This is a genomic window from Streptomyces sp. ITFR-16 (assembly GCF_031844705.1).
Taxonomy (GTDB): Bacteria; Actinomycetota; Actinomycetes; order Streptomycetales; family Streptomycetaceae; genus Streptomyces.
Genome location: NZ_CP134609.1, coordinates 5,312,831 through 5,337,309 on the forward strand (window position 1 = coordinate 5,312,831; position 24,479 = coordinate 5,337,309).

The 24,479-nt window shown below is 70.1% G+C and carries 20 protein-coding genes; 13 read left to right on the forward strand and 7 right to left on the reverse strand.

Going from position 1 to position 24,479, the window contains the following annotated elements; genetic code table 11:
• Nucleotides 1-154 precede the first annotated feature (154 nt).
• Nucleotides 155-661: a hypothetical protein gene (locus tag RLT58_RS23550; protein ID WP_311312354.1), complete on the reverse strand. Its 507-nt coding sequence runs from the start codon at nt 659-661 to the stop codon at nt 155-157.
• A gap of 231 nt (nt 662-892) precedes the next feature.
• On the opposite strand from RLT58_RS23550, the gene RLT58_RS23555 reads away from it, so the two are divergent.
• Together RLT58_RS23555 and RLT58_RS23560 are read left to right on the forward strand one after the other, a co-directional pair.
• Nucleotides 893-1,264: a hypothetical protein gene (locus RLT58_RS23555; protein WP_311312355.1), complete on the forward strand. Its 372-nt coding sequence runs from the start codon at nt 893-895 to the stop codon at nt 1,262-1,264.
• Between the two features lie 98 nt (nt 1,265-1,362).
• Entirely contained in the window at nt 1,363-2,838 is a 1,476-nt protein-coding gene (locus RLT58_RS23560; protein ID WP_311312356.1) for a S28 family serine protease, read from the forward strand.
• A 47-nt stretch (nt 2,839-2,885) separates the two neighbouring features.
• Here the strand turns inward: RLT58_RS23560 and RLT58_RS23565 are convergent, their stop codons facing one another.
• The gene (locus RLT58_RS23565) at nt 2,886-4,742 is read right to left on the reverse strand and encodes a glycoside hydrolase family 3 protein (protein WP_311312357.1); all 1,857 of its coding nucleotides are present in this window, start codon (nt 4,740-4,742) and stop codon (nt 2,886-2,888) included.
• A 135-nt stretch (nt 4,743-4,877) separates the two neighbouring features.
• Nucleotides 4,878-5,792 carry a LysR family transcriptional regulator gene (locus tag RLT58_RS23570; protein WP_311312358.1) on the reverse strand — a complete coding sequence of 305 codons (915 nt, stop codon included), beginning with the start codon at nt 5,790-5,792 and terminating at the stop codon, nt 4,878-4,880.
• 100 nt (nt 5,793-5,892) lie between these two features.
• Here RLT58_RS23570 and RLT58_RS23575 point away from each other — a divergent pair, with 100 nt between their 5' ends.
• Complete coding sequence (locus tag RLT58_RS23575) at nt 5,893-6,786, forward strand: EamA family transporter (protein WP_311312359.1); 894 nt, start codon at nt 5,893-5,895, stop codon at nt 6,784-6,786.
• Nucleotides 6,787-6,832: 46 nt separating this feature from the next.
• Here the strand turns inward: RLT58_RS23575 and RLT58_RS23580 are convergent, their stop codons facing one another.
• Nucleotides 6,833-7,621 carry a sugar phosphate isomerase/epimerase family protein gene (locus RLT58_RS23580; protein ID WP_311312360.1) on the reverse strand — a complete coding sequence of 263 codons (789 nt, stop codon included), beginning with the start codon at nt 7,619-7,621 and terminating at the stop codon, nt 6,833-6,835.
• Between the two features lie 101 nt (nt 7,622-7,722).
• The gene (locus tag RLT58_RS23585; protein ID WP_311312361.1) at nt 7,723-8,787 is read right to left on the reverse strand and encodes a LacI family DNA-binding transcriptional regulator; all 1,065 of its coding nucleotides are present in this window, start codon (nt 8,785-8,787) and stop codon (nt 7,723-7,725) included.
• Nucleotides 8,788-8,922: 135 nt separating this feature from the next.
• Between RLT58_RS23585 and RLT58_RS23590 the strand changes: the two genes are divergently transcribed.
• The 10 genes from RLT58_RS23590 (at nt 8,923) to RLT58_RS23635 (ending at nt 23,379) form a co-directional block, all read left to right on the forward strand.
• The gene (locus RLT58_RS23590) at nt 8,923-10,074 is read left to right on the forward strand and encodes a Gfo/Idh/MocA family protein (protein WP_311312362.1); all 1,152 of its coding nucleotides are present in this window, start codon (nt 8,923-8,925) and stop codon (nt 10,072-10,074) included.
• Between the two features lie 37 nt (nt 10,075-10,111).
• Nucleotides 10,112-11,257, forward strand: coding sequence for a dihydrodipicolinate synthase family protein (locus RLT58_RS23595; RefSeq protein WP_311312363.1), 1,146 nt, complete (start codon nt 10,112-10,114; stop codon nt 11,255-11,257).
• The gene (locus tag RLT58_RS23600; protein ID WP_311312364.1) at nt 11,254-12,081 is read left to right on the forward strand and encodes a sugar phosphate isomerase/epimerase family protein; all 828 of its coding nucleotides are present in this window, start codon (nt 11,254-11,256) and stop codon (nt 12,079-12,081) included. Before RLT58_RS23595 ends, RLT58_RS23600 begins: the two co-directional genes overlap by 4 nt.
• Before the next feature lie 276 nt (nt 12,082-12,357).
• Entirely contained in the window at nt 12,358-13,833 is a 1,476-nt protein-coding gene (locus RLT58_RS23605; RefSeq protein ID WP_311312365.1) for a glycoside hydrolase family 76 protein, read from the forward strand.
• A gap of 59 nt (nt 13,834-13,892) precedes the next feature.
• The gene (locus RLT58_RS23610) at nt 13,893-14,678 is read left to right on the forward strand and encodes an NPP1 family protein (RefSeq protein ID WP_311312366.1); all 786 of its coding nucleotides are present in this window, start codon (nt 13,893-13,895) and stop codon (nt 14,676-14,678) included.
• A 214-nt stretch (nt 14,679-14,892) separates the two neighbouring features.
• Entirely contained in the window at nt 14,893-18,468 is a 3,576-nt protein-coding gene (locus RLT58_RS23615; RefSeq protein WP_311312367.1) for a DEAD/DEAH box helicase family protein, read from the forward strand.
• Complete coding sequence (locus RLT58_RS23620; protein ID WP_311312368.1) at nt 18,465-19,907, forward strand: restriction endonuclease subunit S; 1,443 nt, start codon at nt 18,465-18,467, stop codon at nt 19,905-19,907. Before RLT58_RS23615 ends, RLT58_RS23620 begins: the two co-directional genes overlap by 4 nt.
• Entirely contained in the window at nt 19,904-21,556 is a 1,653-nt protein-coding gene (locus RLT58_RS23625) for a type I restriction-modification system subunit M (protein ID WP_399131673.1), read from the forward strand. The genes RLT58_RS23620 and RLT58_RS23625 overlap by 4 nt, the downstream gene beginning before the upstream one ends.
• Nucleotides 21,557-21,595: 39 nt before the next feature.
• Nucleotides 21,596-23,089 carry an AAA family ATPase gene (locus RLT58_RS23630; protein WP_311312369.1) on the forward strand — a complete coding sequence of 498 codons (1,494 nt, stop codon included), beginning with the start codon at nt 21,596-21,598 and terminating at the stop codon, nt 23,087-23,089.
• 74 nt (nt 23,090-23,163) lie between these two features.
• A complete protein-coding gene (locus RLT58_RS23635; protein WP_311312370.1) occupies nt 23,164-23,379 on the forward strand; it encodes a hypothetical protein in 216 nt (71 codons plus the stop codon).
• Between the two features lie 59 nt (nt 23,380-23,438).
• On the opposite strand, the gene RLT58_RS23640 is transcribed toward RLT58_RS23635, so the two are convergent.
• Together RLT58_RS23640 and RLT58_RS23645 are read right to left on the reverse strand one after the other, a co-directional pair.
• Nucleotides 23,439-23,663, reverse strand: coding sequence for a DUF397 domain-containing protein (locus tag RLT58_RS23640; protein WP_311305617.1), 225 nt, complete (start codon nt 23,661-23,663; stop codon nt 23,439-23,441).
• Complete coding sequence (locus RLT58_RS23645) at nt 23,650-24,474, reverse strand: helix-turn-helix domain-containing protein (RefSeq protein ID WP_311312371.1); 825 nt, start codon at nt 24,472-24,474, stop codon at nt 23,650-23,652. Before RLT58_RS23645 ends, RLT58_RS23640 begins: the two co-directional genes overlap by 14 nt.
• Nucleotides 24,475-24,479 lie beyond the last annotated feature (5 nt).

A 24,479-nucleotide genomic window follows, 5' to 3' on the forward strand; every position in this document is an offset into this window, starting at 1 on the left:
TCCCGCAATTCCTGGCGGGCGCACGACGACAGCTACGGCACCTCGCCGCGTTGTCGAAACACCCGAATGCATCCGGTATGCGGGCGCCTCTCCGCCTTGCGATGCACCGCATCTGACGCCGCGCGCTGATCCACCAGGAATTGCGGGACAGCTCTTAGTCGCGGATTCCGGAGATCTTCCCGGTCGCCAGATCCGACCGCACGGTGAGGGTCGTGTACGTGGGGCCGGCCGCCGATCCCCAGGTCAGCCGGACCGTCGACCAGGTGTGGCCGGCGCCGCTGTCGCCCGCGGTGACCCGGAAGCCCGCCGGGACGTTCTGGGCGCGCAGCACCCCGTCCGCGTGGTTGGTCTTCTCCCAGCCGGCCAGCCGCTCGCGGAAGCCGGGCGTGAGGTAGAAGCCCCGGAGCGAGGAGGCCAGGGCGCCGCCGTCCTCGGCGGCCACGGCGTCGATGTACGCGCCGTAGAAGTGGGCGACCTGCTGGGCGGCGGACGCGGACACCTCGTCGCGTACCGGCGCCGAGGCCGGTGCGCCCTGCGGGGCGGCGGGGGCGGCGGCCGCCGCCGGCACGGCGACGACGGCGGTCAGGAGGGCGGACGCGAGCAGGGTGCGGACGGGAATGCGCCGGCCGCCGGTGCGCCGGGCGGGACGGAGTCGGGTCATAGCGGTTCCTGCCTTTCGGGTGGCTCTGTCCAGTGGTGAACCCATCGTGGGGTGATTCGGTTGCGCCGCAGGCCGAGCGCGCCGGGTGCAACCTCCGGATGGCCTCCCGCGTCGTACGCATGGACACGCATGTACGCCCAGGTGTCGGGTAAGGGCGCACATGTTCGATGAGCGATGGGGCTGCTGGTGACCAGAGGGACCGAAGGACCTGCCGGGGGGACGCGGCGCGGGATGGGCTTCCGCGTGCTCGCCCTCGCTCTCACGACCCTCCTCGGGCTGGTGCTCGGCGGCGTCGAGGCGAGCAGCGCCGAGGCCGCGTCGGTCTGTGCCGGACGGCCCGCGAAGACGGTGAAGTTCGCGACGGGGGAGCTGCGCGTCTACCGGACCCGCGCCTACGCCTGCGCCACGGCCGTCGCCACCAAGGCCGGCTCGCGCCGCCGGATGTCCGTACAGATCCAGCCGCGCGGAGGCCGGCCCGTCGCCGACAGCGGCAGCTTCACCCAGCGGGCCGGGCCGGTGACCGTGCACGCGCTGAACCGGTGCGTCCGGGCCTCCGGCACGATCGCGGGAAGGACCGGCACCACGGGCTGGATCCTGTGCTGACCGGGTGATGTGTGCGCATGCCGCGGCAACAGGGTCTGGTGGTCCTGGTGTTGCCCGGCTAGGTTCACGACGACTGTTGTGAATCAAGGGGAGGGTGCATGCGTAAGGCGCTCAGAGGGATCCTGTCACTCGCGGTGCTCATCGGCACGGTGAGTGCGACGGGTGCCTCGGCCGGGGCGGCCACCGCCGCCGAACCGGCCGCGTTCCGTACCGCCGTGGGCGACAGCGGGACGAGCACGGACATCAAGGACCGCATCCTGGCCATCCCGGGAATGAGTCTCATCGAGGAGAAGCCCTACGCCGGATACCGGTACTTCGTCCTCAACTACACCCAGCCGGTCGACCACCGGCACCCGTCCAAGGGGACGTTCCAGCAGCGCATCACCCTGCTGCACAAGGACACCTCCCGCCCCACCGTCTTCTACACCAGCGGCTACAACGTCTCCACCAGCCCCAGCCGCTCCGAGCCGACCCGGATCGTCGACGGCAACCAGGTCTCCCTGGAGTACCGCTTCTTCACCCCGTCGCGCCCCGAGCCCGCCGACTGGTCCAAGCTCGACATCTGGCAGGCCGCCAGCGACCAGCACCGCGTCTTCACCGCGCTCAAGCGGATCTACTCCAAGAACTGGCTGACCACGGGCGGCTCCAAGGGCGGCATGACCGCCACCTACTTCGAGCGCTTCTACCCGAAGGACATGGACGGCGTCGTCGCCTATGTCGCGCCCAACGACGTGGTCAACAAGGAGGACTCGGCCTACGACCGGTTCTTCGCGAAGGTCGGCACCAAGGAGTGCCGCGACCGGCTGGCCGGGGTGCAGCGCGAGGCGCTGGTCCGCCGGGAGCCGCTGGAGAAGAAGTACGCGCAGTACGCCGCCGACAACGGCTACACCTTCACCACCGTCGGCACCCTGGACAAGGCGTACGAGGCCGTGGTCATGGACTACGTCTGGGCGTACTGGCAGTACAGCCTGCTCGCCGACTGCGACTCGATCCCGGCCGACGCCCGGAACGCCACCGACCAGGCGATCTGGGACTCGATCGACTCGATCTCCGGCTTCTCCGCCTACGCGGACCAGGGCCTGGCGAACTACACGCCGTACTACTACCAGGCGGGCACCCAGCTCGGCTCGCCCGACATCAAGCAGCCCTGGCTCGGCAAGCTGAGCCGCTACGGCTACCAGCCGCCGCGCACGTTCGTGCCGCGCTCCATCCCGATGAAGTTCCAGCCCTCGGCGATGCGCGACGTCGATACCTGGGTGAAGCACCACGCCACCCACATGCTGTACGTCTACGGCGAGAACGACCCGTGGGGCGCGGAGCGCTTCCGGCTCGGCGCGGGCGCCCGTGACAGCTATGTCTTCACCCAGCCCGGCGGGAACCACGGCTCGAACGTCGCCGGGCTCGTCCCCTCCGAGAACGCCACGGCCACGGCGGCGATCCTGCGCTGGGCGGGCGTCGCCCCGGCCGCCGTCCAGCAGGACGAGTCGAAGGCCAAGCCGCTCGCGAAGTTCGACGCGCGGCTCGACAACAAGGACCTGACGACCGAGCACCGCCTCGGCTTCCGGCGTCCGTAACGTGTGACGGGACCCGCGCCGGCGTCCGCCGGCGCGGGTCCTCCTCGCTAGTACCTCAGCCCGTATCCCACCGGGTACAGCACCTTCGACGGGTCGTCCGCGCGCTGCACCGGCACCGGCAGCTTCCCCTCCGGACGCGCCCGGCCCGCGATGACCCGGGCCGCCGCCCGCAGTTCGACATCGGTCCAGGAGTACGCCGCCAGGCTCGCCGCGTGCCCGGTCCCGGCCAGCTGGGCGATGTCGTACGGATTGCGGATCGCGACCGTGACCACCGGGACGCCGGTCGCGGCCAGCGCGCTCACCAGGGTCCGCTGCGAGCTGGTCGCCGTGACGTTGTACGTCCCCACGACCACCGCGTCCTTGCCCTGCGCCGCCGCCACCGCCGCGTCGATGTTCGCCTGCGTCGGTGTGATGCCGGTGGACAGGGCGGTCGCCGTGAACCCCAGCTCGTTGAACGCGTCCGCCAGCGTGGTCGTCGGCGGGCCCGTCGTGCCGGACGGGGACGCCGGATCGGCGCCCACCACCAGCAGCTTGCGGTGCGAGCGGCGCGACAGCGGCAGCAGCGCGCGCTCGTTGGCCAGCAGGGTGGTGGTGTGCTCCGCGATCCGGTCGGCGGCCACGAGATGCGCCCGGGTGCCGACGGTCCGGTCCACCCCGCGCCGGCTGACGAACGGGTCGTCGAACAGCCCCAGCTTCGTCTTCAGCCGCAGGATGCGCAGGATCGACGCGTCGAGCCGGGCCTCGCTGACCTCGCCGCTCCTGACCGCCGCCAGCAGGGCGTTCCAGGAGACGTCGAGGCTGGGCGGGTTGAGTAGCTGGTCCACGCCCGCCTGGAGCGCCAGGACCGGCACCCGCTCGTCGCCGTACTTCGTCCGCACGCCCTCCATGCCCAGCGAGTCGGTGACCACGACACCGTCGTAGCCCAGCTCCTCGCGCAGGATGCCGGTGAGGATCGGCCGGGACAGCGTGGCCGGGTCCTCCGAGGGGTCGAGCGCCGGCACCACGATGTGCGCCGTCATGATCGAGTCGATGCCCGCCGCGATCGCGGCCCGGAACGGCGGGGCGTCCAGCTCGGCCCACTGCTCCCGGGTGTGGCCGATGACCGGCAGCCCGGTGTGGCTGTCGGTGCTGGTGTCGCCGTGACCCGGGAAGTGCTTGGCCGTGGAGGCGATCCCGGCGCTCTGATACCCCTTCACCTGCGCGGCGACCATCCCGGCCACGGCCTGCGGGTCGGAGCCGAAGGACCGTACGCCGATGACCGGGTTGGCCGGGTTGACGTTGACGTCCGCGTCCGGCGCGTAGTTCTGGTTGATGCCGATCGCGGCCAGTTCGGCGCCCGCGATCTGCCCCGCCGTGCGGGCGTCGGCCCGCGAACCGCCCGCGCCCAGCGCCATCGCGCCGGGCATCAGGGTGGCCGGCTCGCCGACCCGGCAGACGATGCCGTGCTCCTGGTCGGTGGAGACGAGGAGCGGCAGCGGGGTGGGGCCCGCGAGCCCGGCCCGCTGGATGCCGTTGGAGAGCTCCGCGATCTGGTGCGGGTCGCGGGTGTTGTGCGCCCAGGAGAAGTAGATGATGCCGCCGACGTGGTACTTGGCGATCATCTCGGCCGCTGTGCGCACCCCGATCTCGGCGAGGTTGGCGTCGATGTCCGCCTGGTCGGGGTCGGTGGCGGAGTGCCCGTAGACCCGCATGACGAAGAGCTGGCCGACCTTCTCCTCCAGGCTCATCCGGGAGATGAGCCGCTTCAGCCGCCGGGTCGTGGCGGCGGAGGTGTGGCCGTGACTGCCGTGCGGGGAGTGCTGGGCGGCGACGGCGCCGGGGGCGGCCGCCATCCCCGCCGCCGCCGCGACGGCGGTTGCGGCGGTGGCGGTGAGAAGGGTGCGTCTGGAGGTGCGGTGGTGCACGTGAGCTCCTTCGGCCGTACTCGGTGACGAGGGGGTGGTGAAAGAAACTTCCAAGGAGCACGGATATCCAGAAAATAACTTCCGGTCAAGGGTGCGGACGATTTTGAGCGCGTCAGACCTGGCCCCGGATGCCGCCTACCGGCGGTGCAGCCCCGCCGCCGCCCCGTGCGCCTGGAGTGCGCCGACCGCCGCCGTGATCGCCGGCCGCCGCGCCGCCTCCGTACGCCACAGCGCGTACAGACGCCGCACCGGCACCGGCTCGATCCGCACCGCCACCACGCCATCCGGCAGCGGTCCGCGCCCCAGCCGGGGGATCATCGCGACCCCGAGCCCGGCGGCCAGCAGGGCCAGCTGGGTGTGGTTCTCCTCCGCCTGGTGCCTGATGTCCGGCTCGTAGCCCGCCGCGCGCAACGTCCGTACGAGCCAGTCGTGGCAGACCGTCCCCGGCGGCTGGCAGATCCACCGCTCCCGCGCCAATTCCTCGCGCCGCACCCCGTCCCGGCCCGCCAGCCGGTGGCCCGCCGGTACCAGCAGATCGCAGCGGTCGTCCCCGATCACGGCCTGTGCCACGCCCTCCGGGGCGGGCAGCGGGGCGATGTCCCAGTCGTGCGCGACGGCCAGGTCGAGCACGCCCTTGGCCACCAGGTCGACCGAGAGATGCGGGTCGACCTCGGTCAGCCGCACATCCAGATCCGGGTGCTCGCGGTCCAGCTCCGCCAGCACACCGGGCAGCAGCCCGCGTGCCGCCGAGGCGAAGGCGCCGACCGAGAGCCGCCCGGTCGGCAGCCCCCTGCGCTCCTCCAGCTCCGTCTCGGCGTGCTCCACGATCGCCAGCAACTGCTGGGCGGTGGAGGCCAGATGGACCGCCTCCTCGGTGAGCGCGACCCCCCGGCCCCGGCGTTCGAGCAGGGTGGTGCGGGTCTCCCGCTCCAGCTTGGTGATCTGCTGCGAGACCGCCGACGGGGTGTAGCCGAGCGCGGCGGCGGCCGCCGCGACGGAGCCGTGGACGGAGATGGCGTGCAGTGCGCGCAGCCGGGCGAGATCGAGCACCGGAGCCTCCCGAGGTCCCTCGATTCATTAGCAACGCTCAATTTCACCATGAAGAAATCCGCGCTGGTGCTACATGGTCGGGGCGGGTGATCCTCGGTGCATGCGTCCCCTCCACATCGCCCTGGCCGCCCTGGTGGCCGCCGTCTGGGGTGTCAACTTCGTCGTCATCGAGCTGGGTCTCGGCCACTTCCCGCCGCTGCTCTTCTCCGCCCTGCGCTTCCTCGTCGCGGCGCTGCCCGCGGTCTTCTTCGTCGGCAGGCCCAAGGTCGCCTGGAAGTGGGTGGTGGGGGTCGGGCTGGTGCTGGGCGTCGCCAAGTTCGGCCTGCTCTTCATCGGCATGGACCGGGGGATGGGCGCCGGGCTCTCCTCGCTCGTCCTCCAGGTCCAGGCCGTCTTCACCGCGCTCTTCGCGGCCCTCGCGCTCGGCGAACGCCCGGGCCGGGTCAGGGTGCTGGGCATGGCGGTGGCGCTGGCCGGCATCGGGGTGGCCGCCGTCGACGAGGGCGCGAGCGGTCCGGTGCTCGCCTTCGTGCTGGTCATCGCGGCGGCGGCCTGCTGGGGCGTGTCGAACGTCCTGACCCGCAAGGCGGCTCCGCCCGACTCCCTCAACTTCATGGTCTGGGTCTCGACCGTGCCCGTCCTGCCGCTCCTCGGGCTCTCCCTCCTCTTCGAGGGCTGGGGCCGCGACCGGGCGGCACTGGCCGGGCTCGACTGGAGCGGCGCCGGAATCATCGTCTACGTCGCCTGGATCACCACGGTGTTCGGCTTCGGGGCCTGGGGCTTCCTGCTCAGCCGCTACCAGGCGTCGTCGGTGGCCCCGTTCACCCTGCTGGTGCCCGTCTTCGGGATGTCCTCGGCCGCCCTGCTGCTCGACGAGTCGGTGAGCCCGCTGCGGTGGTGCGCGGCGGCGCTGCTGGTCGGCGGGGTGGCCCTGACGTCCCTCGCGGGGACGCGCCGCACCCGCGTCCCCGCCCCGGAACCGGCCGCCGTATGAGAAAGCGGGCGCCGGCCCCGTGCGAGAGACCGGGCACCCGCCCCCGCTACTGCTTCGGCGCGCCCAGCCGCAGCAGGTGCTCGCGCCCCGCGCCCAGCAGTCCGGGCAGCTCCGCCGCCTCCGGGTGCCAGCGCTTCTCGTACTCCCAGCAGACCCAGCTGTCCGCGTCGAGCGTGTCCAGGCACGCCCGCAGCGGCAGCACCCCCGCGCCCAGGGCGAGCGGCGCGGTGTCCTCGGCCGATGCGATGTCCTTCACCTGGACATAGCCCAGGTGCGGGGCCAGCACCGCGTGGCTGGCGGCCGGCTCCTCGCCCGCCAGCCAGGTGTGCATGACGTCCCACAGCGCGCCGATGCTCCCGTGCCCCACCGCACCGGCCACCCGGGCCACATCGGCCCCGGCGCGGTGCGAGTCGTGGGTCTCCAGCAGCACGCGTACGCCCATGTCGGCCGCGAACGGGGCGGCCGCGCCCAGCCGGCGGGCGGCCGTCGCGTCGGCCGTCGCGGGGTCCTGGTCACCGCCGCCCGGGAAGACCCGGACATGGCGGGCGCCCAGGTCGCGGGCCAGCTCGATCAGCCCGGCCAGCTCGTCGAGCACCGGCTGGTCGTCGCCCTCGGCGGCGGCCCGGACATAGCCGGCCACGGTCAGGATCTCGATCCCGCCCCGCTTGAACTCCTCCACCACATCGGCCCGTTGGAGCATCGTCAGCCCCGGGTGCACCGGCTCCTCGGGGTGGGCGCGCAGCTCCACCCCCTGGTAGCCGTGGTCCGCGGCCAGCCGGACGACCTCGGGTATCGGCAGCCCCGGCACCCCGAGGGTCGAGAAAGCGAGCTTCACGTGTGTGTCCTTCCGTCGGTACGGGCCACCGCAGCCGGTGAGTGTCTGCTCCTCGCCGGTCCGGGGCGCCCCTGACGCGTACCCGGGACCGGCGGGTGGATTCACCCCCGGGGCGGGGCCGTCGATCCGCGCACCATCAGCTCCGCGGCGATCAGCGCGATGCCGCCCGGCGGCGGGGTCTCCTTGCCCATGGCCAGCCGGCCCGCCCGCGCCCCCGCCTCGAAGAGCGGCAGCCGTACGGTCGTCAGGGCCGGGACCACGTCCACCGAGAACGGCAGATCGTCGAAGCCGGCCACCGAGATGTCCTCCGGGATGCGCAGCCCGCGGTCCCGGACCGCCGCGGCGGCACCCAGTGCCACCGTGTCGTTGGCGGCGACGACGGCGGTGATCCCCGGTTCGCGGCGCAGGAGTTCGACGGTGGCGTCGTAGCCGGAGCGGCGGTCGTAGGAGCCGTGCACGGTGAGCCGGTCCTCGTCCCCCGTCAGCCCCTCGGCCCTCATCGCCTCGCGGTGACCCTCCAGCCGGTGGCGGGTCGTGGTGCGCTCCTGCGGGCCCGCGACATAGCCGATCCTGCGGTGGCCCAGCGAGAGCAGATGCTCGGTGAGGCGGCGGCCGCCGCCCTGGTTGTCGAAGGCCAGTGCCGCCACCACGGCCGCGCCGTCGGGCAGCGGGGGCCGCCCGCACAGCACCACCCGGGTCCCGGCGTCCGCGAGCTTCGACAGCTTCGCGGCCATCGCGGCCTGGTGCGCCGGGTCCTCCACCGCGCCGCCGGTGAGCACGACGGCGGCGGCGCGCTGGCGCTGGAGCAGGGTGAGATAGGTCAGCTCGCGCGCCGGGGAGCCGCCGGTGTTGCAGACGACCGCGAGCTTCTCGCCGCCGGCCCGGCCCGAGCCGTCGCCCGGACCGCCGATCTCGGTCTGCGCGGCCCCCGCCATGATCCCGAAGAACGGGTCGGCGATGTCGTTGACCAGGATGCCGATCAGATCCGACGTGGCCGCCGCCAGCGAGCTGGCCGGGCCGTTGAGCACGTAGTCCAGATCGTCCACCGCGCGCAGGACGCGCTCCCGGGTGGACGCCGCCACCGGGTAGTTGCCGTTCAGCACGCGGGAGACGGTGGCCGGGGACACCCGGGCGCGAGCCGCCACGTCCGCCAGGGTGACTGTCATCGCTGTTCCTCCGAGGAAGTGGTGAGGGGGAGTGGGCCGACATCACATCGCGCCCCCTCTTGTCCGGGCCGCTGTCGGCAGGCTAGCGTCATACCGCGTAGAAAGCGCTTGCTACCGCTGTATGGAGGAACTTTCGTGACACGCAGGACAGTGCGCATCGCCATGAACGGCGTCACCGGGCGCATGGGATACCGGCAGCACCTGGTGCGCTCGGTCCTCGCGATCCGCGAGCAGGGCGGCCTCGACCTCGGCAACGGCGACGTGCTGTGGCCCGAGCCGGTCCTCGTCGGCCGGCGCGCCCACGCGCTGGAGGAACTGGCCGGGCGGCACGGCCTGACCGAGTGGTCGACCGATCTCGACGCCGTCCTCGCCGACGACACCATCGACATCTACTTCGACGCCCAGGTCACCTCGGCCCGCGTCGAGGCGATCAGGAAGGCCGTCGCGGCGGGCAAGCACATCTACACCGAGAAGCCCACCGCCACGGATGTCGAGGGCGCCCTGGAGCTGGCCCGCCTCGCCCGCGACGCCGGCATCAAGCACGGTGTGGTCCAGGACAAGATCTTCCTGCCGGGCCTGCTGAAGCTGAAGCGCCTCATCGACGGCGGCTTCTTCGGCGAGGTCCTCTCCGTGCGCGGCGAGTTCGGCTACTGGGTCTTCGAGGGCGACTGGCAGGAGGCCCAGCGCCCCTCCTGGAACTACCGCGCCGAGGACGGCGGCGGCATCGTCGTCGACATGTTCCCGCACTGGGAGTACGTGCTCCACGAGCTGTTCGGCCGGGTCTCCACCGTCCAGGCGCACGTCCAGACGCACATCCCCCAGCGCTGGGACGAGCACGGCAAGCCGTACGCCGCGACGGCGGACGACGCCGCCTACGGGATCTTCCAGCTGGAGAGCGGGGCCGTCGCCCAGATCAACTCCTCCTGGACCGTCCGCGTCAACCGCGACGAGCTGGTCGAGTTCCAGGTGGACGGCACCCACGGCTCCGCCGTCGCGGGGCTGCGCAACTGCCGCGTCCAGCACCGCTCGGCCACGCCCAAGCCGGTCTGGAATCCGGACCTCCCGGTCACGGAGTCCTTCCGCGACCAGTGGCAGGAGATCCCCGACAACGCGGTCTTCGACAACGGCTTCAAGGCCCAGTGGGAGCTGTTCCTGCGCCACATCGTGCTCGACGAGCCCTACACCTGGGACCTGATGGCCGGCGCCCGCGGTGTCCAGCTCGCCGAGCTGGGCCTGAAGTCCCACGCCGAGGGCCGCCGCCTCGACGTCCCGGAGCTCTCGCTGTGACCGCCCACCCCTCGCAGGGCACACCGGAGTTGATCGCATGACCATCCACCTCCCGCAGGGGCCGTACGAGCCCCGCGCCACCCCGCTCGACCTCGCACCCGGCCGGGCGCCCCTCACCTCCCGTACCGTCTTCTCGGCCGCCCATGTCGTCGCCGACCCGTACGCCGATGCCGGGCCCGACGCACCGGCCGCCGTCGACTGGGACGCCACGCTCGCCTTCCGCCGCCACCTCTGGTCGCACGGCCTGGGCGTCGCCGAGGCCATGGACACCGCCCAGCGCGGCATGGGTCTGGACTGGGCCTCCGCCGCAGAGCTGATCCGCCGCTCGGCCGCCGAGGCCAGGGCCGTCGGCGGCCGGATCGCCTGCGGCGTCGGCACCGACCAGCTCCCCCCGGGCCCGGCGACCCTCGCCGAGGTACGGGCCGCGTACGAGGAGCAGCTCGCGCTCGTCGAGGAGAGCGGGGCCCAGGCCATCCTGATGGCCTCGCGCGCCCTCGCGGCGGCGGCGAAGGGCCCGCAGGACTACCTGGAGACGTACGCCCATCTGCTGCGCCAGGCCACCGAACCGGTCGTGCTGCACTGGCTCGGCCCGATGTTCGACCCCGCGCTGGAGGGCTACTGGGGCTCCGCCGACCTCGACCGGGCCACCGAGACCTTCCTCCAGGTCATCGCGGAACACCCCGACAAGGTCGACGGCATCAAGATCTCCCTGCTCGACGCGGAGCGCGAGATCGACGTCCGCCGCCGGCTGCCGGGCGGGGTGCGGTGCTACACCGGGGACGACTTCAACTACCCCGAGCTGATCGCCGGCGACGACCGGGGCTTCAGCCACGCGCTGCTCGGCATCTTCGACCCGCTCGGCCCGCTGGCCGCCCACGCGGTACGGGTCCTGGACACCGGCGACACCAAGGGATTCCGCGAACTCCTCGACCCGACGGTCGAGCTGTCCCGCCACCTCTTCCGGTCGCCGACCCGCTACTACAAGACGGGCGTGGTGTTCCTCGCCTGGCTGGCCGGCCACCAGGACCACTTCACGATGGTGGGCGGCCTCCAGTCGGCCCGCCCGCTGCCGCACCTCGCCAAGGCGTACGAACTCGCCGACCGCCTCGGCCTGTTCCCCGACCCGGAGCTGGCCGAGTCCCGGATGCGCGCGCTCCTCAAGGTCAACGGAGGTACCCGATGAGTGACGGCCGGCTCTCCGTCAACCAGGAGACCATCAAGCAGTGGTCGCTGCCCGAGCTGGCCGAGGGCTGCGCGAAGGCGGGCATCGACAAGGTCGGCCTGTGGCGGGCCCCGGTCCAGGAGTACGGCGTCGAGGCGACGGCCCGCCTCCTGTCCGACTCCGGCCTGTCCGTCACCAGTCTGTGCCGGGGCGGCTTCTTCACCGCCCTCGACCCGGCCGAGCAAGCCCGCGCCCTGGACGACAACCGCGCCGCGATCGACGAGGCGGCCGGCCTGTCCACGGACACCCTGGTCCTGGTCTCCGGCGGCCTCCCGGAGGGCAGCAAGGACCTGTACGGCGCGCGCGAGCGCGTCGCCGACGCCCTGGGCCGGCTGGTGCCCTACGCGGCCGAACGCGGCGTGCGCCTGGCCATCGAGCCGCTGCACCCGATGTTCGCCTCGGACCGCTGCGTGGTCTCCACCCTGTCCCAGGCCCTCGATATCGCGGAACGCTTCCCGGCCGACCGGGTCGGCGTGGTGGTGGACACGTACCACCTCTGGTGGGACGACCGGGCCCCCGCGCAGATCGCCCGGGCGGGGGCGGGCGGCCGCATCCACTCCTTCCAGCTCGCCGACTGGATCACCCCGCTCCCGGCGGGCGTCCTGCTGGGACGCGGACAACTCGGCGACGGCAGCGTGGACTTCAGAGCGTTCCGTACGGCGGTCGAGGCCGCCGGGTTCGACGGCCCGATCGAGGTGGAGATCTTCAACGAGGCCCTGTGGGCGCGCGACGGCTCCGAGGTACTGGCCGAGGTGGCCGCCCGCTACGCGGAGCACGCCTGCTGAACGGGCGCCCGGGGCCCGGCCGCGCGGCCGGGCCCCGGGCGATTCGGACCTGCCGTCAGGCGCGGAGGGGCGGCAGTCGGGGCGTGCCCCGGCGAGGGCCTGCGGCGGGCATGGGCCCTTGGGCCCCCCGGGCCCAAATCCCGGGCCCATAAAAGTTGTTGACCTGCACCGTTGTCAGCCGATGCCGCTCCGCACCCTTGACGCGGAGTCGGCGGGACCGGTTCTCTGGCGCCGAGCCACCCCCCACCCCTCATCGGACCCGCCGGAGGACTCCCGATGCTCCTCGTCCCCTCTCGCCGCCGCGCGAGAAACACCCTGCTGTCCTCGTCCCTCGCCGCCGTGCTGGCTTTCGGCGCGCTCTCCGTCGCCGGGCAGGCCGGCGCGTCGGCCGCCGCGCAGCTCTGCAACAAGTACTGCGATGCCCGCGATCCGGCGAACGCCACCGGTGACCGGGTCCCCGTCACCGCCTCCCTCTACGGGCGATCCATTGCCCTGCACCTCTCTGACAACGATGTCATGGGCTGGGCCTCGATCGACAGCGGCTCGGCGGGCGATCAGGTGTGGCTGGACCGCTCCTTCGACGGCGGGCGCACATGGTCCTCCGGCAGCAAGCTCGGCACCACCGCCATCCCCTCCGGCCGGACCGGCTGGCGCTCGCAGATGTACAACGTCGACGACTGGAACACCGGCGGCATCGGAGCCCTCCGCGCCTGCGGCAAGGCCGGCGACCGGGCGGAGATCTCCTGCACCGGCTGGGCCCGTGTCGACTGGAACGCCGGCAGCCGGAGCACGGCCGCGGCGACGGCCCTGATGATGAACTACGACCGGGGTTCCGGGAAGTTCGCGGGCTGGTGGACCTCGGCCACCGCGCTCACCTCGGTGATCGACAACATCCGGATCAGCCACATGCCGAGCTACAAGTACGCCATCTCCACCACGTACGAGAAGCTCATCGGTGCGGAGGGCGGCGACTTCACCAACTCCTATCTGGACGACACCGGCTGGTGGGGCCTGGCCTGGGTCGCGGCGTACGACCTGACCGGCGAACAGCGCTACCTGGACACCGCCCGCAAGGACGCCGACCACATGGCCTCCTACTGGACGTCCAAGTGCGGCGGCGGGGTGCAGTGGGCGACCGACAAGGCCTACAAGAACGCCATCACCAACGAGCTGTACATCCAGCTCAGTGCCGCGCTGCACAACCGGATCGGCGGCGACACCACCTACCTCCAGCGCGCCAAGGACGGGTGGAACTGGTTCAAGGGCAGCGGCCTGATCAACTCCGGCAACACGGTCAACGACGGCCTGAAGGACGACTGCTCCAACAACGGCGACACGACCTGGACGTACAACCAGGGCGTGATCCTCGCCGGCCTGGCCGAGCTCAACCGGGCCACCGGCGACGCGTCGTACCTGGACAGCGCCCGCACCCTGGCCGACACCTCCACCTCCTCCGGCTACCTCAACCCGGGCGGCACGCTCCACGAGCCGTACGAGCCGGACGGGACAGGGTGCACGTCGAACGGCGACTCGTTCAAGGGGGCCTACGCCAGGGGGCTCGGACTCCTCAACAAGGCCCTCCCGGACCACCCGTACAGCGCCTATCTGGACCGCCAGGCGGACACCGCGTACGCCAAGAACCGCAACAGCCTGGACCAGTACGGCCCCCACTGGGCCGGCCCCCGCAAGGACCTGGGCAACGGCTGCCAGCACAGCGCGCTCGACCTGCTGAACGCGGCCCAGGACAGCTGACGTCCTGCCTGCCCCCTCCACCCCCTCCACCCCCCCCACGCACGCCCGAAGGAATCACCATGCCCGACATACGACCTGCCCGGCGAGGACACACCCTGCGCCGCGGCCTGACCGTCACCTTGTCCGCCCTCACCCTGGTCCTGGGCGGCGCCGCCCTGGCCCACGCGGCGCCGCCGCCGGCCCTCCCCGGCAACGCGGACGAGCTGGACCGCACATTCCAGCCCGCCGTGGACTACGACAAGGACGGCTGCTACGCCACCTCCGCCATCGGCCCCGACGGCACGATCAACCCCGGCCTCAAGCTGGGCGGCGCGGTGAACGGCAACTGCCGTGACCTGTCCGACCTGCAGAGCGGCAACGCCTACTCCCGCTCCAAGTGCGACAACGGCTGGTGCGCCGTCCTCTACACGTACTACTTCGAGAAGGACCAGGTGGCGGACGGCGGCCTCTTCGGCGGCCACCGGCACGACTGGGAACACGTCGTGGTGTGGGTCCACGACAACAAGGCGGAGTACGTGGCGACTTCGGCGCACGGAGGCTTCAAGGTCCACAAGGCGGCCGACGTTCCCTTCGACGGCACGCACCCGAAGGTCGTCTACCACAAGGACGGGGCCAGTACCCACTGCTTCCGCAAGGCCACCGCCAAGGACGAACCCCCGGAGAACCACCTCGGCGTCTGGCACTACGCCCCTCTGGTCGGCTGGAACGGCTACCCGGAGGGCCTGCGCGAGAAGCTGGTGTCGGCGGACTTCGGCAAGGCGACGATCGGCATCAGGGACGACCGCTTCGTCGACCAGCTGACGAAGGCACTGCCTGAGGGCGTGCCGTTCAACCCGGGGAGCTGAGCGGGCCGGGACACAAGTACCCGCTCCGCCTGGGGCAGGGACCGGCTCGTCCTGCTGGCTCCTGCCCCATTCCGTCACTTCCGGGGCTTTCCGCTGAGGGGCCGAGTTCTCTCGATTCCGGGCGGCTCTATTTCGAAGGAACCTCCCGGCTCTCGTCTCGTAGACTCGACCGTCCGAACGATCCGCACGGCGGTACCAACGGGGTGGGAACAGCATGGACGAGTGGCTTCGGTGCCTGGCCAAGGCATCACCGAATTTCGGGATTCTTTATCAGCACCAGCCACTCCTCGCTCTTTACGGAGCCCAGGCGGAACTGAACGTCTTCAGCAATCCGAATGCCGCACAGGTCCAGGCAGGCCAGTTCGGTGAGGTCCTCGCCGAGGAACTCGTCACGCGCACGGGCACCAGAGTCGCGGGCACGCGCCAGATCGACCGTCTCCATGCCCTGACGACCATCGGCGCACTGACCCCGCCCGTCCATGACGCCTTCGACCAGCTGCGCCGTGAGCGCAACGAGGCCGCTCACGCCCACCTCTTCGACACCACGCGCGCCCTCGAAGCCGTACGGCTCTGCTACGAGCTCGGCGTCTTCTACCACCGTGCGCTGACCGGTAAGCGCACGGTCACCGCCTTCGTGCCGCCCGCCCTGCCGGCGCTCACGGACCCGGCGGAGATCGCCGAGCTGCGCGAAGCGCTCGACGGCCACCGCGACGCCCTCGCCCAGTCACGGGTCAAGCTGAGCGAGTCCACCGGCCGCCTGGAAGCCGAGCGCCGCGCGCGCTCCGAGGCCGAGGCACTCATGGTCAGTGCCCAGCAGGCGAAGGAGGCGCTGGCCGCCCGCCTGGTGGAGATGGAAGCGGAGATCGTCAGTCTGCGGACCGTGCAGCGGGCGCAGTACGAGACCGACCGCAAGCAGCCTCGCCGGGTGAACGCCGCCGCCCGCGATGCCATCGTGCACCGTGCGCAGCGCCCGGCCCCTCTCAACGAGGTGCAGGCCCGAGTCAGGATCGACGCCATGCTCGCCGACGCCGGCTGGCTGGTCCAGGACCGTGACGACCTCAACCCGCTCGCCGGACGAGGAGTCGCGGTGCGGGAGTTCACCCTGGCGTCCGGACGCGCTGACTACGTCCTCTACGTGGACGGCAGGATCGTCGGCGTCATCGAGGCCAAGCGCGAGGGTGACCATCTCTCCAGCGCCCTCACGCAGAACGAGCGGTACGCCAAGGGTGTCCTCAAGGAGCACAGCCTCGCCGTGTGGCGGGAGAGCGAGCCCTTCGCCTTCCGCTACGCCACCACCGGTGCCGAGACCTACTTCGTCAACCGCCTGGACCCCGACCCCCGCTCCCGCGAGGTGTTCTCCTTCCACCGTCCCGAGACGGTCGCCGCATGGATGGAGCGTGCCGGGGACCGCCGTGCCCCGACCTTCCGCGCCGGTCTGCGCCGGATGCCGAAGCTGGAGCCGTACGGCCTGCGGCTCGCCCAGATCGACGCGATCACGGGCCTGGAGCAGTCCCTCGGCCAGGACCGGCCCCGCGCGCTGATCCACATGGCGACCGGCGCGGGCAAGACCTTCACCGCCGTCACGGAGACGTACCGGCTGCTGCGTCACGCCGGCGCCCGACGCGTGCTCTTCCTCGTGGACCGCAACAACCTCGGCCGCCAGGCGCTTTCGGAGTTCCGCAACTACACCACCCCTGACGACGGCCGGAAGTTCTCCGACCTCTACAACGTGGACCGCCTGGGCGCGGCGGGGCTCCAGGACACCTCGTCCGTCGTGATCTGCACCATCCAGAAGATGTACTCCCTGCTCAAGGGAGAGCAGCTGACGGACGACGACGCGGGCGACGACGCGACCGACGCGGGACAGCAGGCCGCTGTGACCTCGGTCGACGACCCCGACATGGACTACGCCGCGGACCGGCCCGTCGAGGTCGAGTACCAGCCGGACGTGCCCCCCGAGTCCTTCGACCTGATCGTCGTGGACGAGTGCCACCGTTCCATCTACGGGCTCTGGCGCGGTGTCCTGGACTACTTCGACGCCCACCTGGTCGGCCTCACCGCCACCCCGACGGCCCAGACGCGGGGCTTCTTCGACCAGAACACGGTCTCCGAGTACACCTACGAGCAGGCCGTTGCCGACGGTGTCAACGTCGACTTCGACGTGGTGCGGGTCAACACCGACCTGCGGGAGAACGGCGGGGCGAAGATCGAGGCCGGTACGACGGTCCGGATCAAGGACCGCAAGACCAGGACCCAGCGGCTCGAAGAGCTCGACGACGATCTGACGTACACCACCGCCCAGATCGGCCGCTCGGTGATCACCGTCGACGAGATCCGCGCGGTGCTCACGACGTACAGGAACAACTGGCAGCGCTGGTTCCCCGGCCGCAAGGATCTGCCCAAAACCCTGATCTTCGCGGTGGGGGAGGACCACGCCGAGGACGTACTCAAGCAGGCCAAGGAAGTCTTCGGACGCGGAGACGATTTCGCAAAGAAGATCACTTACAAGAGCCGCCAGAACGGTGAGAACCCTGACGAGCTCATCAATGATCTGCGTAATTCCCCCAGGCTGCGCATCGCGGTCACCGTCGACATGATCGCCACGGGTACGGACGTACGCGCCCTGGAATGCGTGATCTTCCTGCGGGCGGTGCGCAGCGCGGTCCTCTTCGAGCAGATGAAGGGCCGGGGCGCACGCACCATCGACGCGACCGAGCTGCGTGAGGTCACACCGGACGCGGACGAGGACGTGACGAAGGACCGCTTCGTCCTCCTCGACGCGGCCGGAGTCACGGACAGCCCTCTGGTCGACGCACGTCCCCTGATCCCGGCGACGGGCAACCAGGTTTCGCTGGCGAAGCTGCTGGACAAGACGGGCTCCCGGTCGATCAGCGCGGAGGAAGCCGAGATCCTCCAGCGCCGCTTGTCCCGCCTGAACCAGCAGCTGGGATCGGAGGAGCGTGAGCTTCTGGCCAACACGGCAGGCGGCACGACCCTGGCGGAGATCGCCCGCGGAATCGTGGACGCGGTGGACGTGGACGCGCAGGACGAGGCGAGGCGCCAGGGCGGGGCGGGGGCGGCCCGCGAACTGGTGGAGAACGCGGTGGCGGTCCTCACCGGCAACCCCGAGCTGCGGCGGCAGATCCTGGAGATCCGCCGCGACAAGGACCTGACGTACGACGAGACGACGGCTGTCACGGTGACGAAGGTCGAGGAGATCCCGCGCGAGCAGCGGGCCCGGGAGAACCTGGACGAGTGGCACGAGCTCCTGGAGGAGCAGCGCGACCGCAACGCGGCCATCCAGGTCGCCCTGGGCAGCGGAAACCCGGTCTCCCCGAGCGAGGCCCGCGCGGCCCTCAAGGAGCTCGCGGCCACGATCCGGGCATCCCGGCGGGCCTGGACACCGCGCGTCCTGTGGGGCTTCTACGAGGACCTGGAGAAGGCCGCCGCCCAGAAGAGCCGGGACGCGGGGCCGGAAGACCTGATCAGCCTGATCCGTTACGAGCTGGGTGCGGACAGTGAGCTCCGCCCGTACCGTACGGTGGTCCACGAGCGCTTCGAGGGGTGGCTGCTGCGGCAGCGACAGGCGGGCGTCGAGTTCACGGACGAGCAGCTGTGGTGGCTGGAGAAGATCCGCGACGTCGTCGCCACCGATGTCGGCATAGAGCCGGCGGAACTCTCCTACGAGCCGTTCACGGAGCGCGGCAGAGGACGCGGCTTCATGTTGGCGTTCGGCGGGAAAGAGCCGGCGCTGGATCTGTTGACTGAGCTGAATCGGGAACTGGCTTGAGCGAGAAGGAACTTCCGGCGGGGTGGGTTTCGGTGCGCTTGTCGGATGTACTGAGTGAGCCGTTGATCAACGGTCGCTCCGTGCGGACGCTGGATGGCGGGTTTCCTGTTCTTCGCCTTACGTCTATCAAAGACGGCGCCATCGACTTGGGTGAGTCTAAAGAAGGCTCGTGGAGCGCGGAAGAGGCTAAACCTTACTTGGTGACACAGGGTGACTACTTGTTGAGTCGTGGTAACGGTTCTCGGAAACTTGTAGGGCGAGGCGGGCTCGTGGGTGATGTCGCCGTACCTATTGCTTTTCCCGACACTATGGTTCGGGTGCGCGTCAACCCGGAAATCATCATTCCGAAGTACTTGGGGCGCCTGTGGGATTCTCTGTTGGTGCGTCGTCAGATTGAATCGTTGGCGCGTACCACTGCGGGAATCTATAAGGTTAACCAGAAGATGCTGGAAGGGATTCGGCTGCCACTGCCGCCCCTCGCGGAGCAGGGGCGCATCGTGGAGGCATTGGAGGGCCATCTTTCCCACTTGGTCATGGCGGGACGGAACCTCCGAGATGCGCGCGCAAGGGTCCAGGCGCTGATGGTGCGAATTATGGCGACCCAATTCGGTACCGAAGACGCGAAGACGCTCCGCCTGAGTGACGTAGCTGAAGTCCGACTCGGGCGGCAGCGGTCACCCAAGAATCATGCAGGGGACAGCATGCGCCCCTATCTGCGGGCCGCTAACGTCGGCTGGAAGGGATTGATCCTTGACGATGTGAAGAAGATGAACTTTACCGACAAGGAGCTGGAGGCATACCGGCTTGAGAAGAATGACATCGTACTCAGTGAAGCGTCTGGCAGTCCAGGAGAAGTGGGCAAGCCGGCGATGTGGAGCGGTGAGATCGAGGACTGTTGCTTCCAGAACACCTTGATCAGGGTCAGGTCGAAGGGGATTAACCCGCACTACTTGCTCTACTTCCTCCGCTGCTCTGCTCTGCGGGGTGACTTCCGTGCTGGCGCCCGGGGCGTGGGAATTCATCATCTCGGGGCGGCGAAATTGTCGTCTTGGTCGATCCCTGTCCCCTCGGGCGAGGACCAAGCGCGAATCGTCGATGTGCTTGACACGCAGCTCTCTGCGCTAACAGCAGCATCGGAGATCTTTGAGGGCAATCGCAATATTGAACGTATGGCCTCCGCGTTGCGTTCGGCCATCCTCAACCGCGCCTTCACCGGCAACCTCGTCCCCCAGGACCCCACAGACGAGCCCGCCTCCGCCCTCCTCGCCCGCATCCAGGCCGAGCGTGCCGCCCAGCCCAAGGCCAAGCGCACCCGCCGCACCCCTGCCACACCCCGCAAGGTGAAAAAGGCCCCCGCAGCCGCGCCCACCGAGAGCGTCCCTGCCCCCAGCCCCACCGCCGCCCCCACCCACGCCGTACAGCAGGAGTTCGACCTGTGACCGCGACCACGACATCCACCGCCACCCCGGATCAGGGGCCGGACCCTCGCCCCGCCGAAGGCGACGGTGAAGGCCAGGCGACCGCCCCCGTCCAGGACAACATCGTCCTCGCGCCCCACGCCGCGGCCCAGACCAACAGCCTCGTCGCCAAGCTCTGGAACTACTGCAACGTCCTCCGCGACAACGGCCTCTCCACCATCGAGTACGTCGAGCAGCTCTCCTATCTGCTCTTCCTCAAGATGGTCGATGAGCTCAACGACGACCCCTTCTCGGAAGAGGACGCCGCAGAGATCGTGCCCAAGGAGTACGACTGGAAGTCGATCGCCACCAAGAAGGGCAAGGCGCTCGAACTCCACTACCGCAACGTCCTCGACGCCCTCGGTACTCGGCCAGGCACCACCCTCGGCACGATCTTCACCAAGGCCCAGAACCGGATCACCGAACCCGCCCTGCTCGAAAAACTCGTCGTAGACCTGATCGGCAGGCAGAGCTGGACGGTTGGCGACGCCGACCTCAAGGGCGACGCGTACGAAGGACTGCTCGCCAAGGGCGCGGAGGACACCAAGACCGGCGCCGGCCAGTACTTCACCCCCCGCCCCCTCATCGACGCGATCGTCGAGGTGATGCGCCCCCGCCCCGAGGACACCATCACCGACCCCGCGTGCGGAACCGGCGGCTTCCTCATTGCCGCGCACTCCTACATCCGCAAGCACCACATGAAGGACCTGACCCGCGAGCAGCGACTCGCCTTGGGGCAGCGCAAGATCTGGGGCAACGAACTCGTCCCGGGCACCGCCCGTCTCGCCGCGATGAACCTGCTGCTCCACGGTATCGGCAGCAGCGAGGGCAAGAGCCTGATCGATGTCGGCGACGCGCTCGCCAAGAAGCCGACCAACAAGCACGCATCGCTCGTCCTCGCCAACCCCCCCTTCGGCAAGAAGTCCGCGATCACGATCATCGGCTCCGAAGGCAAGGCCGAGAAGGAAGACATCTCCTACGACCGGGACGACTTCCGTGCCACCACCACCAACAAGCAGCTCAACTTCCTCCAGCACATCATGTCGCTGACGGCCATCGACGGCCGTGCCGCCGTCGTCCTCCCCGACAACGTCCTCTTCGAGGGCGGCGCGGGCGAGAAGATCCGCCGACGCCTGCTCGACGAGTTCAACCTGCACACGATCCTCCGCCTGCCCACCGGGATCTTCTACGCTGGCGGAGTGAAGGCCAACGTCCTCTTCTTCGAGAAGAAGACCCCGCGCGCCGACGGCAAGCCGCACACCTCCAAGGTCTGGGTCTACGACCTCCGCACCGCCAAGCACTTCACGCTGAAGCAACGGCCGCTCACCCGGGCCGATCTGGAGGACTTCGTCCAGGCGTACGGGGAGAACCTGTCCGATCGCGTGGACACCTCAGCCGAGGAAGGCGGCCGGTTCAAGGCGTACACGTACGACGAACTGATCAAGCGGGACAAGGTCAATCTCGACCTGACCTGGATGAAGGACCCGGCGCTTGAGGACGCCGACAGCCTTCTGCCGCCCGAGGTGATCGCCGCCGAGATCGTCCAGGACCTCCAGGCCGCACTCAGCGAGTTCGCCGCGATCGCCGAGGCGCTGGGCGGCGAAATCCCGGCCGGCGCAGAGCCGGAATAGCCCGCCCCGCCCCTCCCACACCGGATGGAACCGTCACTCATGTACGTCTCCCGCGTGTACGTCGAGAACATCAAGTCGTTCCACGGTTCGCGCGTCGTCGACCTGACGCTCACCCGCCCGGACGGGACGCACGCCGGCTGGACGGTCCTCGCTGGACGGAACGGCTCGGGAAAGACGACGCTGCTGCGGGCGCTGGCCCTGGCTCTCAGCGGGCCGGCCGCCGCGCGGGGGCTGGTTCATGGGTTCGAGAACTGGATGTCCCGCGGGGCCGTCGAGAGCTCGGCGCAAGCGAAGATCGTCAGGGATGCGGCCTTCGACAAGTTCAGTGCGTCCGGGCGCACCCAGACCAACTTCCGGGCAGGGCTGCGCTGGACGGCTCCGACCGAGGGCACAAGCAGCCGTAAGAGCGCTCAGCCGGCCCTCGAAGGCATCAGGCAGAACCCCAACGCGAAGAGTGCTACCCCCGCTCAACGCGGCCCGTGGGCCGACAACCCCGTGGGCTGGTTCTGCGCCGCCTACGGTCCCTTCCGGCGCATGGCCGGGGGATCGGGCGAGGTCCAGCGGCTGATGCTGGCCTCCGGCCCGGTGGCCCGGCAGGCGAGCCTGTTCCACGAGGACGCCTCACTGGCCGAAGGCGTCGCCTGGCTGATCGAGCAGCACCTGCGGGCGCTCGAAGGCCGAGAGGGGGCCGCGGCACTCAAACGGGCAGCGCTGTCGGTCCTGGGCCACGGACTGCTTCCCGACGGCTACCGAGTGGAGGACGTCGACTCCGAAGGTCTGTGGGTGACCCGCGACGGCCATCGGTACCCGCTACGGGAGATGAGCGACGGATTCCGCACAGTCGCCGCGCTCGTCGTCGACCTCCTCAAGCAGATTCACGATGCCTTCGGCGACGAAGCGTTCAGCGGAGACGACGGCGAGGGCGGCCCCAGTCTTCTCCACGTACCCGGTGTTGTCATCATCGATGAGATCGACGCTCACCTCCACGTCTCCTGGCAACGCCGCATCGGTCCCTGGCTGACCGAACACTTCCCCAACATCCAGTTCATCGTGACGACCCACAGCCCCTACATCTGCCAAGCGGCCGATCCCGGCGGCCTGATCCGTCTGCCGGGCGTGGAAGAGGACGCGGCACCCGAGGTCGTCCCGGAGGACCTGTACGAACGAGTGGTCTACGGCAGCGGTGACGACGCGGTCCTCTCCGAACTCTTCGGGCTCGACACCCCGTACTCCGAGCAGGCCGAGCGCCGCCGTGCCGAGTTCGTGGCGCTGGAGTCCCGGGTTTACGAGGGGGACACCTCACCGGAGACGGTCGAGCGCTACAAGAAGCTCAAGGAACTGCTCACCAGCCGCGCGGGTCCACGAGATGTCCGCCCAACTCCACCGTCTCTCCGAAGAGATCGGGGACGGAGAGGACGGCGAGGCGGAGTGATCCGGCTGGAACGGGCTCCGCTGCCCCCGGACACGGCGGCGCACCTCACTACGTACACCGAGCAGACCGTCGAGGCAGACCGCAGGGTGACGCCTGCATAGCCGTGTTCGGGCTCAACGACCGTGGCGTTTTGGTCGATGGACGCAGAACAGCGTACGGAACCGCCAAACAGTCGGTGGAGCTGTGGCGCATCGCCACCGACAAGGGGCAGCACGGCAGGGCGGCGGAGATCGTCCGGGTGGCCTGGAACCGTCCGCTCGCGGACGCGCTGGTGGCGATGTTCCACCAAGCCGCGCATCGCGCAGCGGAGTTGTCGTTCCTCTGCGAGGAGGAGACCCTGGGGCTGCTGCGCGACCGGGACCTGCGAGCGGAGTTCCTGTCCCGCACGTGAAAGCGGCTCGGCGGCCCCGGCCGAGTCACGTCGTCGGGACCGCCCCATGCAGGGTCCGATCAGGCGGAGAGACGCTCGTTCTTGAGCGCGGTGACGAACGAGGACCAGCCGTCTGCGGAGAAGACCACGGCCGGACCGTCGGCGGCCTTGCTGTCGCGGACGGGGACGGTGGCGTGGCCGCGGGCGACCTCAAGGCACTCGCCCTGATTCCCGCCGCTGTAGGTGGACTTGAACCAGCCCGTGAGGGTGGACGCGTCCGCGATGCTCCGCCTACTGCTGACCATGTTCGTGCTCCTCCGCTGCGGCCCGCACACGGGCCACCGACTCCTGGTGCGACAACGCATCGCCCAGAGCGAGATCGTAGGCCGTGCGACTGAACGCCACCAAGCGTGGATCATCCATCAGGTTGCCTGTCTGGAAGGCTTCGACGTACGCCACCGGCGCGGAATCGGAGAAGCTCATCAGTGTCAGCAGGCTCTGCTGAAGAGAGTGAGCCCCGGCCTCGAACGGCAGCACGTGCAGTCGCAGCCGTCCTGCTGCGGCAAGATCCGCGATCTTCCGCAGCTGCGCGGCCATCACCTGTGAGCCACCGACCCGCCGCCGCAGCACGGCCTCGTCCAGTAGCGTCCACACCACTGGATTCAACGGGCCGTCGAGTACGCGGGCACGTTCCGTTCGAATGACGACCTCCTTGTCAATATCCTCCTTGCGGTGGTTGGGGCGGTACGCCTCGAACAGGGCACGCGCGTAGTCGTCCGTCTGCAACAGGCCAGGCACAAGTGTCAATGCGAACTGCTGGATGAGAACCGCCTGCTGTTCCAGCTCCGCCACGGCCGCGAAGTTTTCGTCGTACTTCGTCTCCAGGTCCTCCAGCCACCGCTCGAAGAACCCGTCCGTCCCCAGCGCCTGGTCGATCCGCCGCGCATCCTCCGGACTGGGCAGCCGCCGCCCCGCCTCGTAGTGGCTGATGAGAGTCGGTGAGCAGACCACCATCTCGCTCAGGGCCTCCTGCGTCAGCCCCGCTGCCGCACGCCGTAACCGCAGCTCCTCGCCGTACTTCTGCCTCGGCGTGCGCGGCCCCTGCTTCGTGCCCATGTGCT

Excerpts from the sequence above, each read along its gene's own strand:
- RLT58_RS23600 (WP_311312364.1), top strand. The coding sequence starts at position 11,254 with ATGAGTGACGGCCGGCTCTCCGTCAACCAGGAGACCATCAAGCAGTGG.
- RLT58_RS23640 (WP_311305617.1), bottom strand. The coding sequence starts at position 23,663 with ATGGTCAGCAGTAGGCGGAGCATCGCGGACGCGTCCACCCTCACGGGC.
- RLT58_RS23645 (WP_311312371.1), bottom strand. The coding sequence starts at position 24,474 with ATGGGCACGAAGCAGGGGCCGCGCACGCCGAGGCAGAAGTACGGCGAG.
- RLT58_RS23575 (WP_311312359.1), top strand. The coding sequence starts at position 5,893 with ATGCGTCCCCTCCACATCGCCCTGGCCGCCCTGGTGGCCGCCGTCTGG.
- RLT58_RS23550 (WP_311312354.1), bottom strand. The coding sequence starts at position 661 with ATGACCCGACTCCGTCCCGCCCGGCGCACCGGCGGCCGGCGCATTCCC.
- RLT58_RS23595 (WP_311312363.1), top strand. The coding sequence starts at position 10,112 with ATGACCATCCACCTCCCGCAGGGGCCGTACGAGCCCCGCGCCACCCCG.
- RLT58_RS23610 (WP_311312366.1), top strand. The coding sequence starts at position 13,893 with ATGCCCGACATACGACCTGCCCGGCGAGGACACACCCTGCGCCGCGGC.
- RLT58_RS23615 (WP_311312367.1), top strand. The coding sequence starts at position 14,893 with ATGGACGAGTGGCTTCGGTGCCTGGCCAAGGCATCACCGAATTTCGGG.
- RLT58_RS23630 (WP_311312369.1), top strand. The coding sequence starts at position 21,596 with ATGTACGTCTCCCGCGTGTACGTCGAGAACATCAAGTCGTTCCACGGT.
- RLT58_RS23560 (WP_311312356.1), top strand. The coding sequence starts at position 1,363 with ATGCGTAAGGCGCTCAGAGGGATCCTGTCACTCGCGGTGCTCATCGGC.
- RLT58_RS23555 (WP_311312355.1), top strand. The coding sequence starts at position 893 with ATGGGCTTCCGCGTGCTCGCCCTCGCTCTCACGACCCTCCTCGGGCTG.
- RLT58_RS23605 (WP_311312365.1), top strand. The coding sequence starts at position 12,358 with ATGCTCCTCGTCCCCTCTCGCCGCCGCGCGAGAAACACCCTGCTGTCC.
- RLT58_RS23585 (WP_311312361.1), bottom strand. The coding sequence starts at position 8,787 with ATGACAGTCACCCTGGCGGACGTGGCGGCTCGCGCCCGGGTGTCCCCG.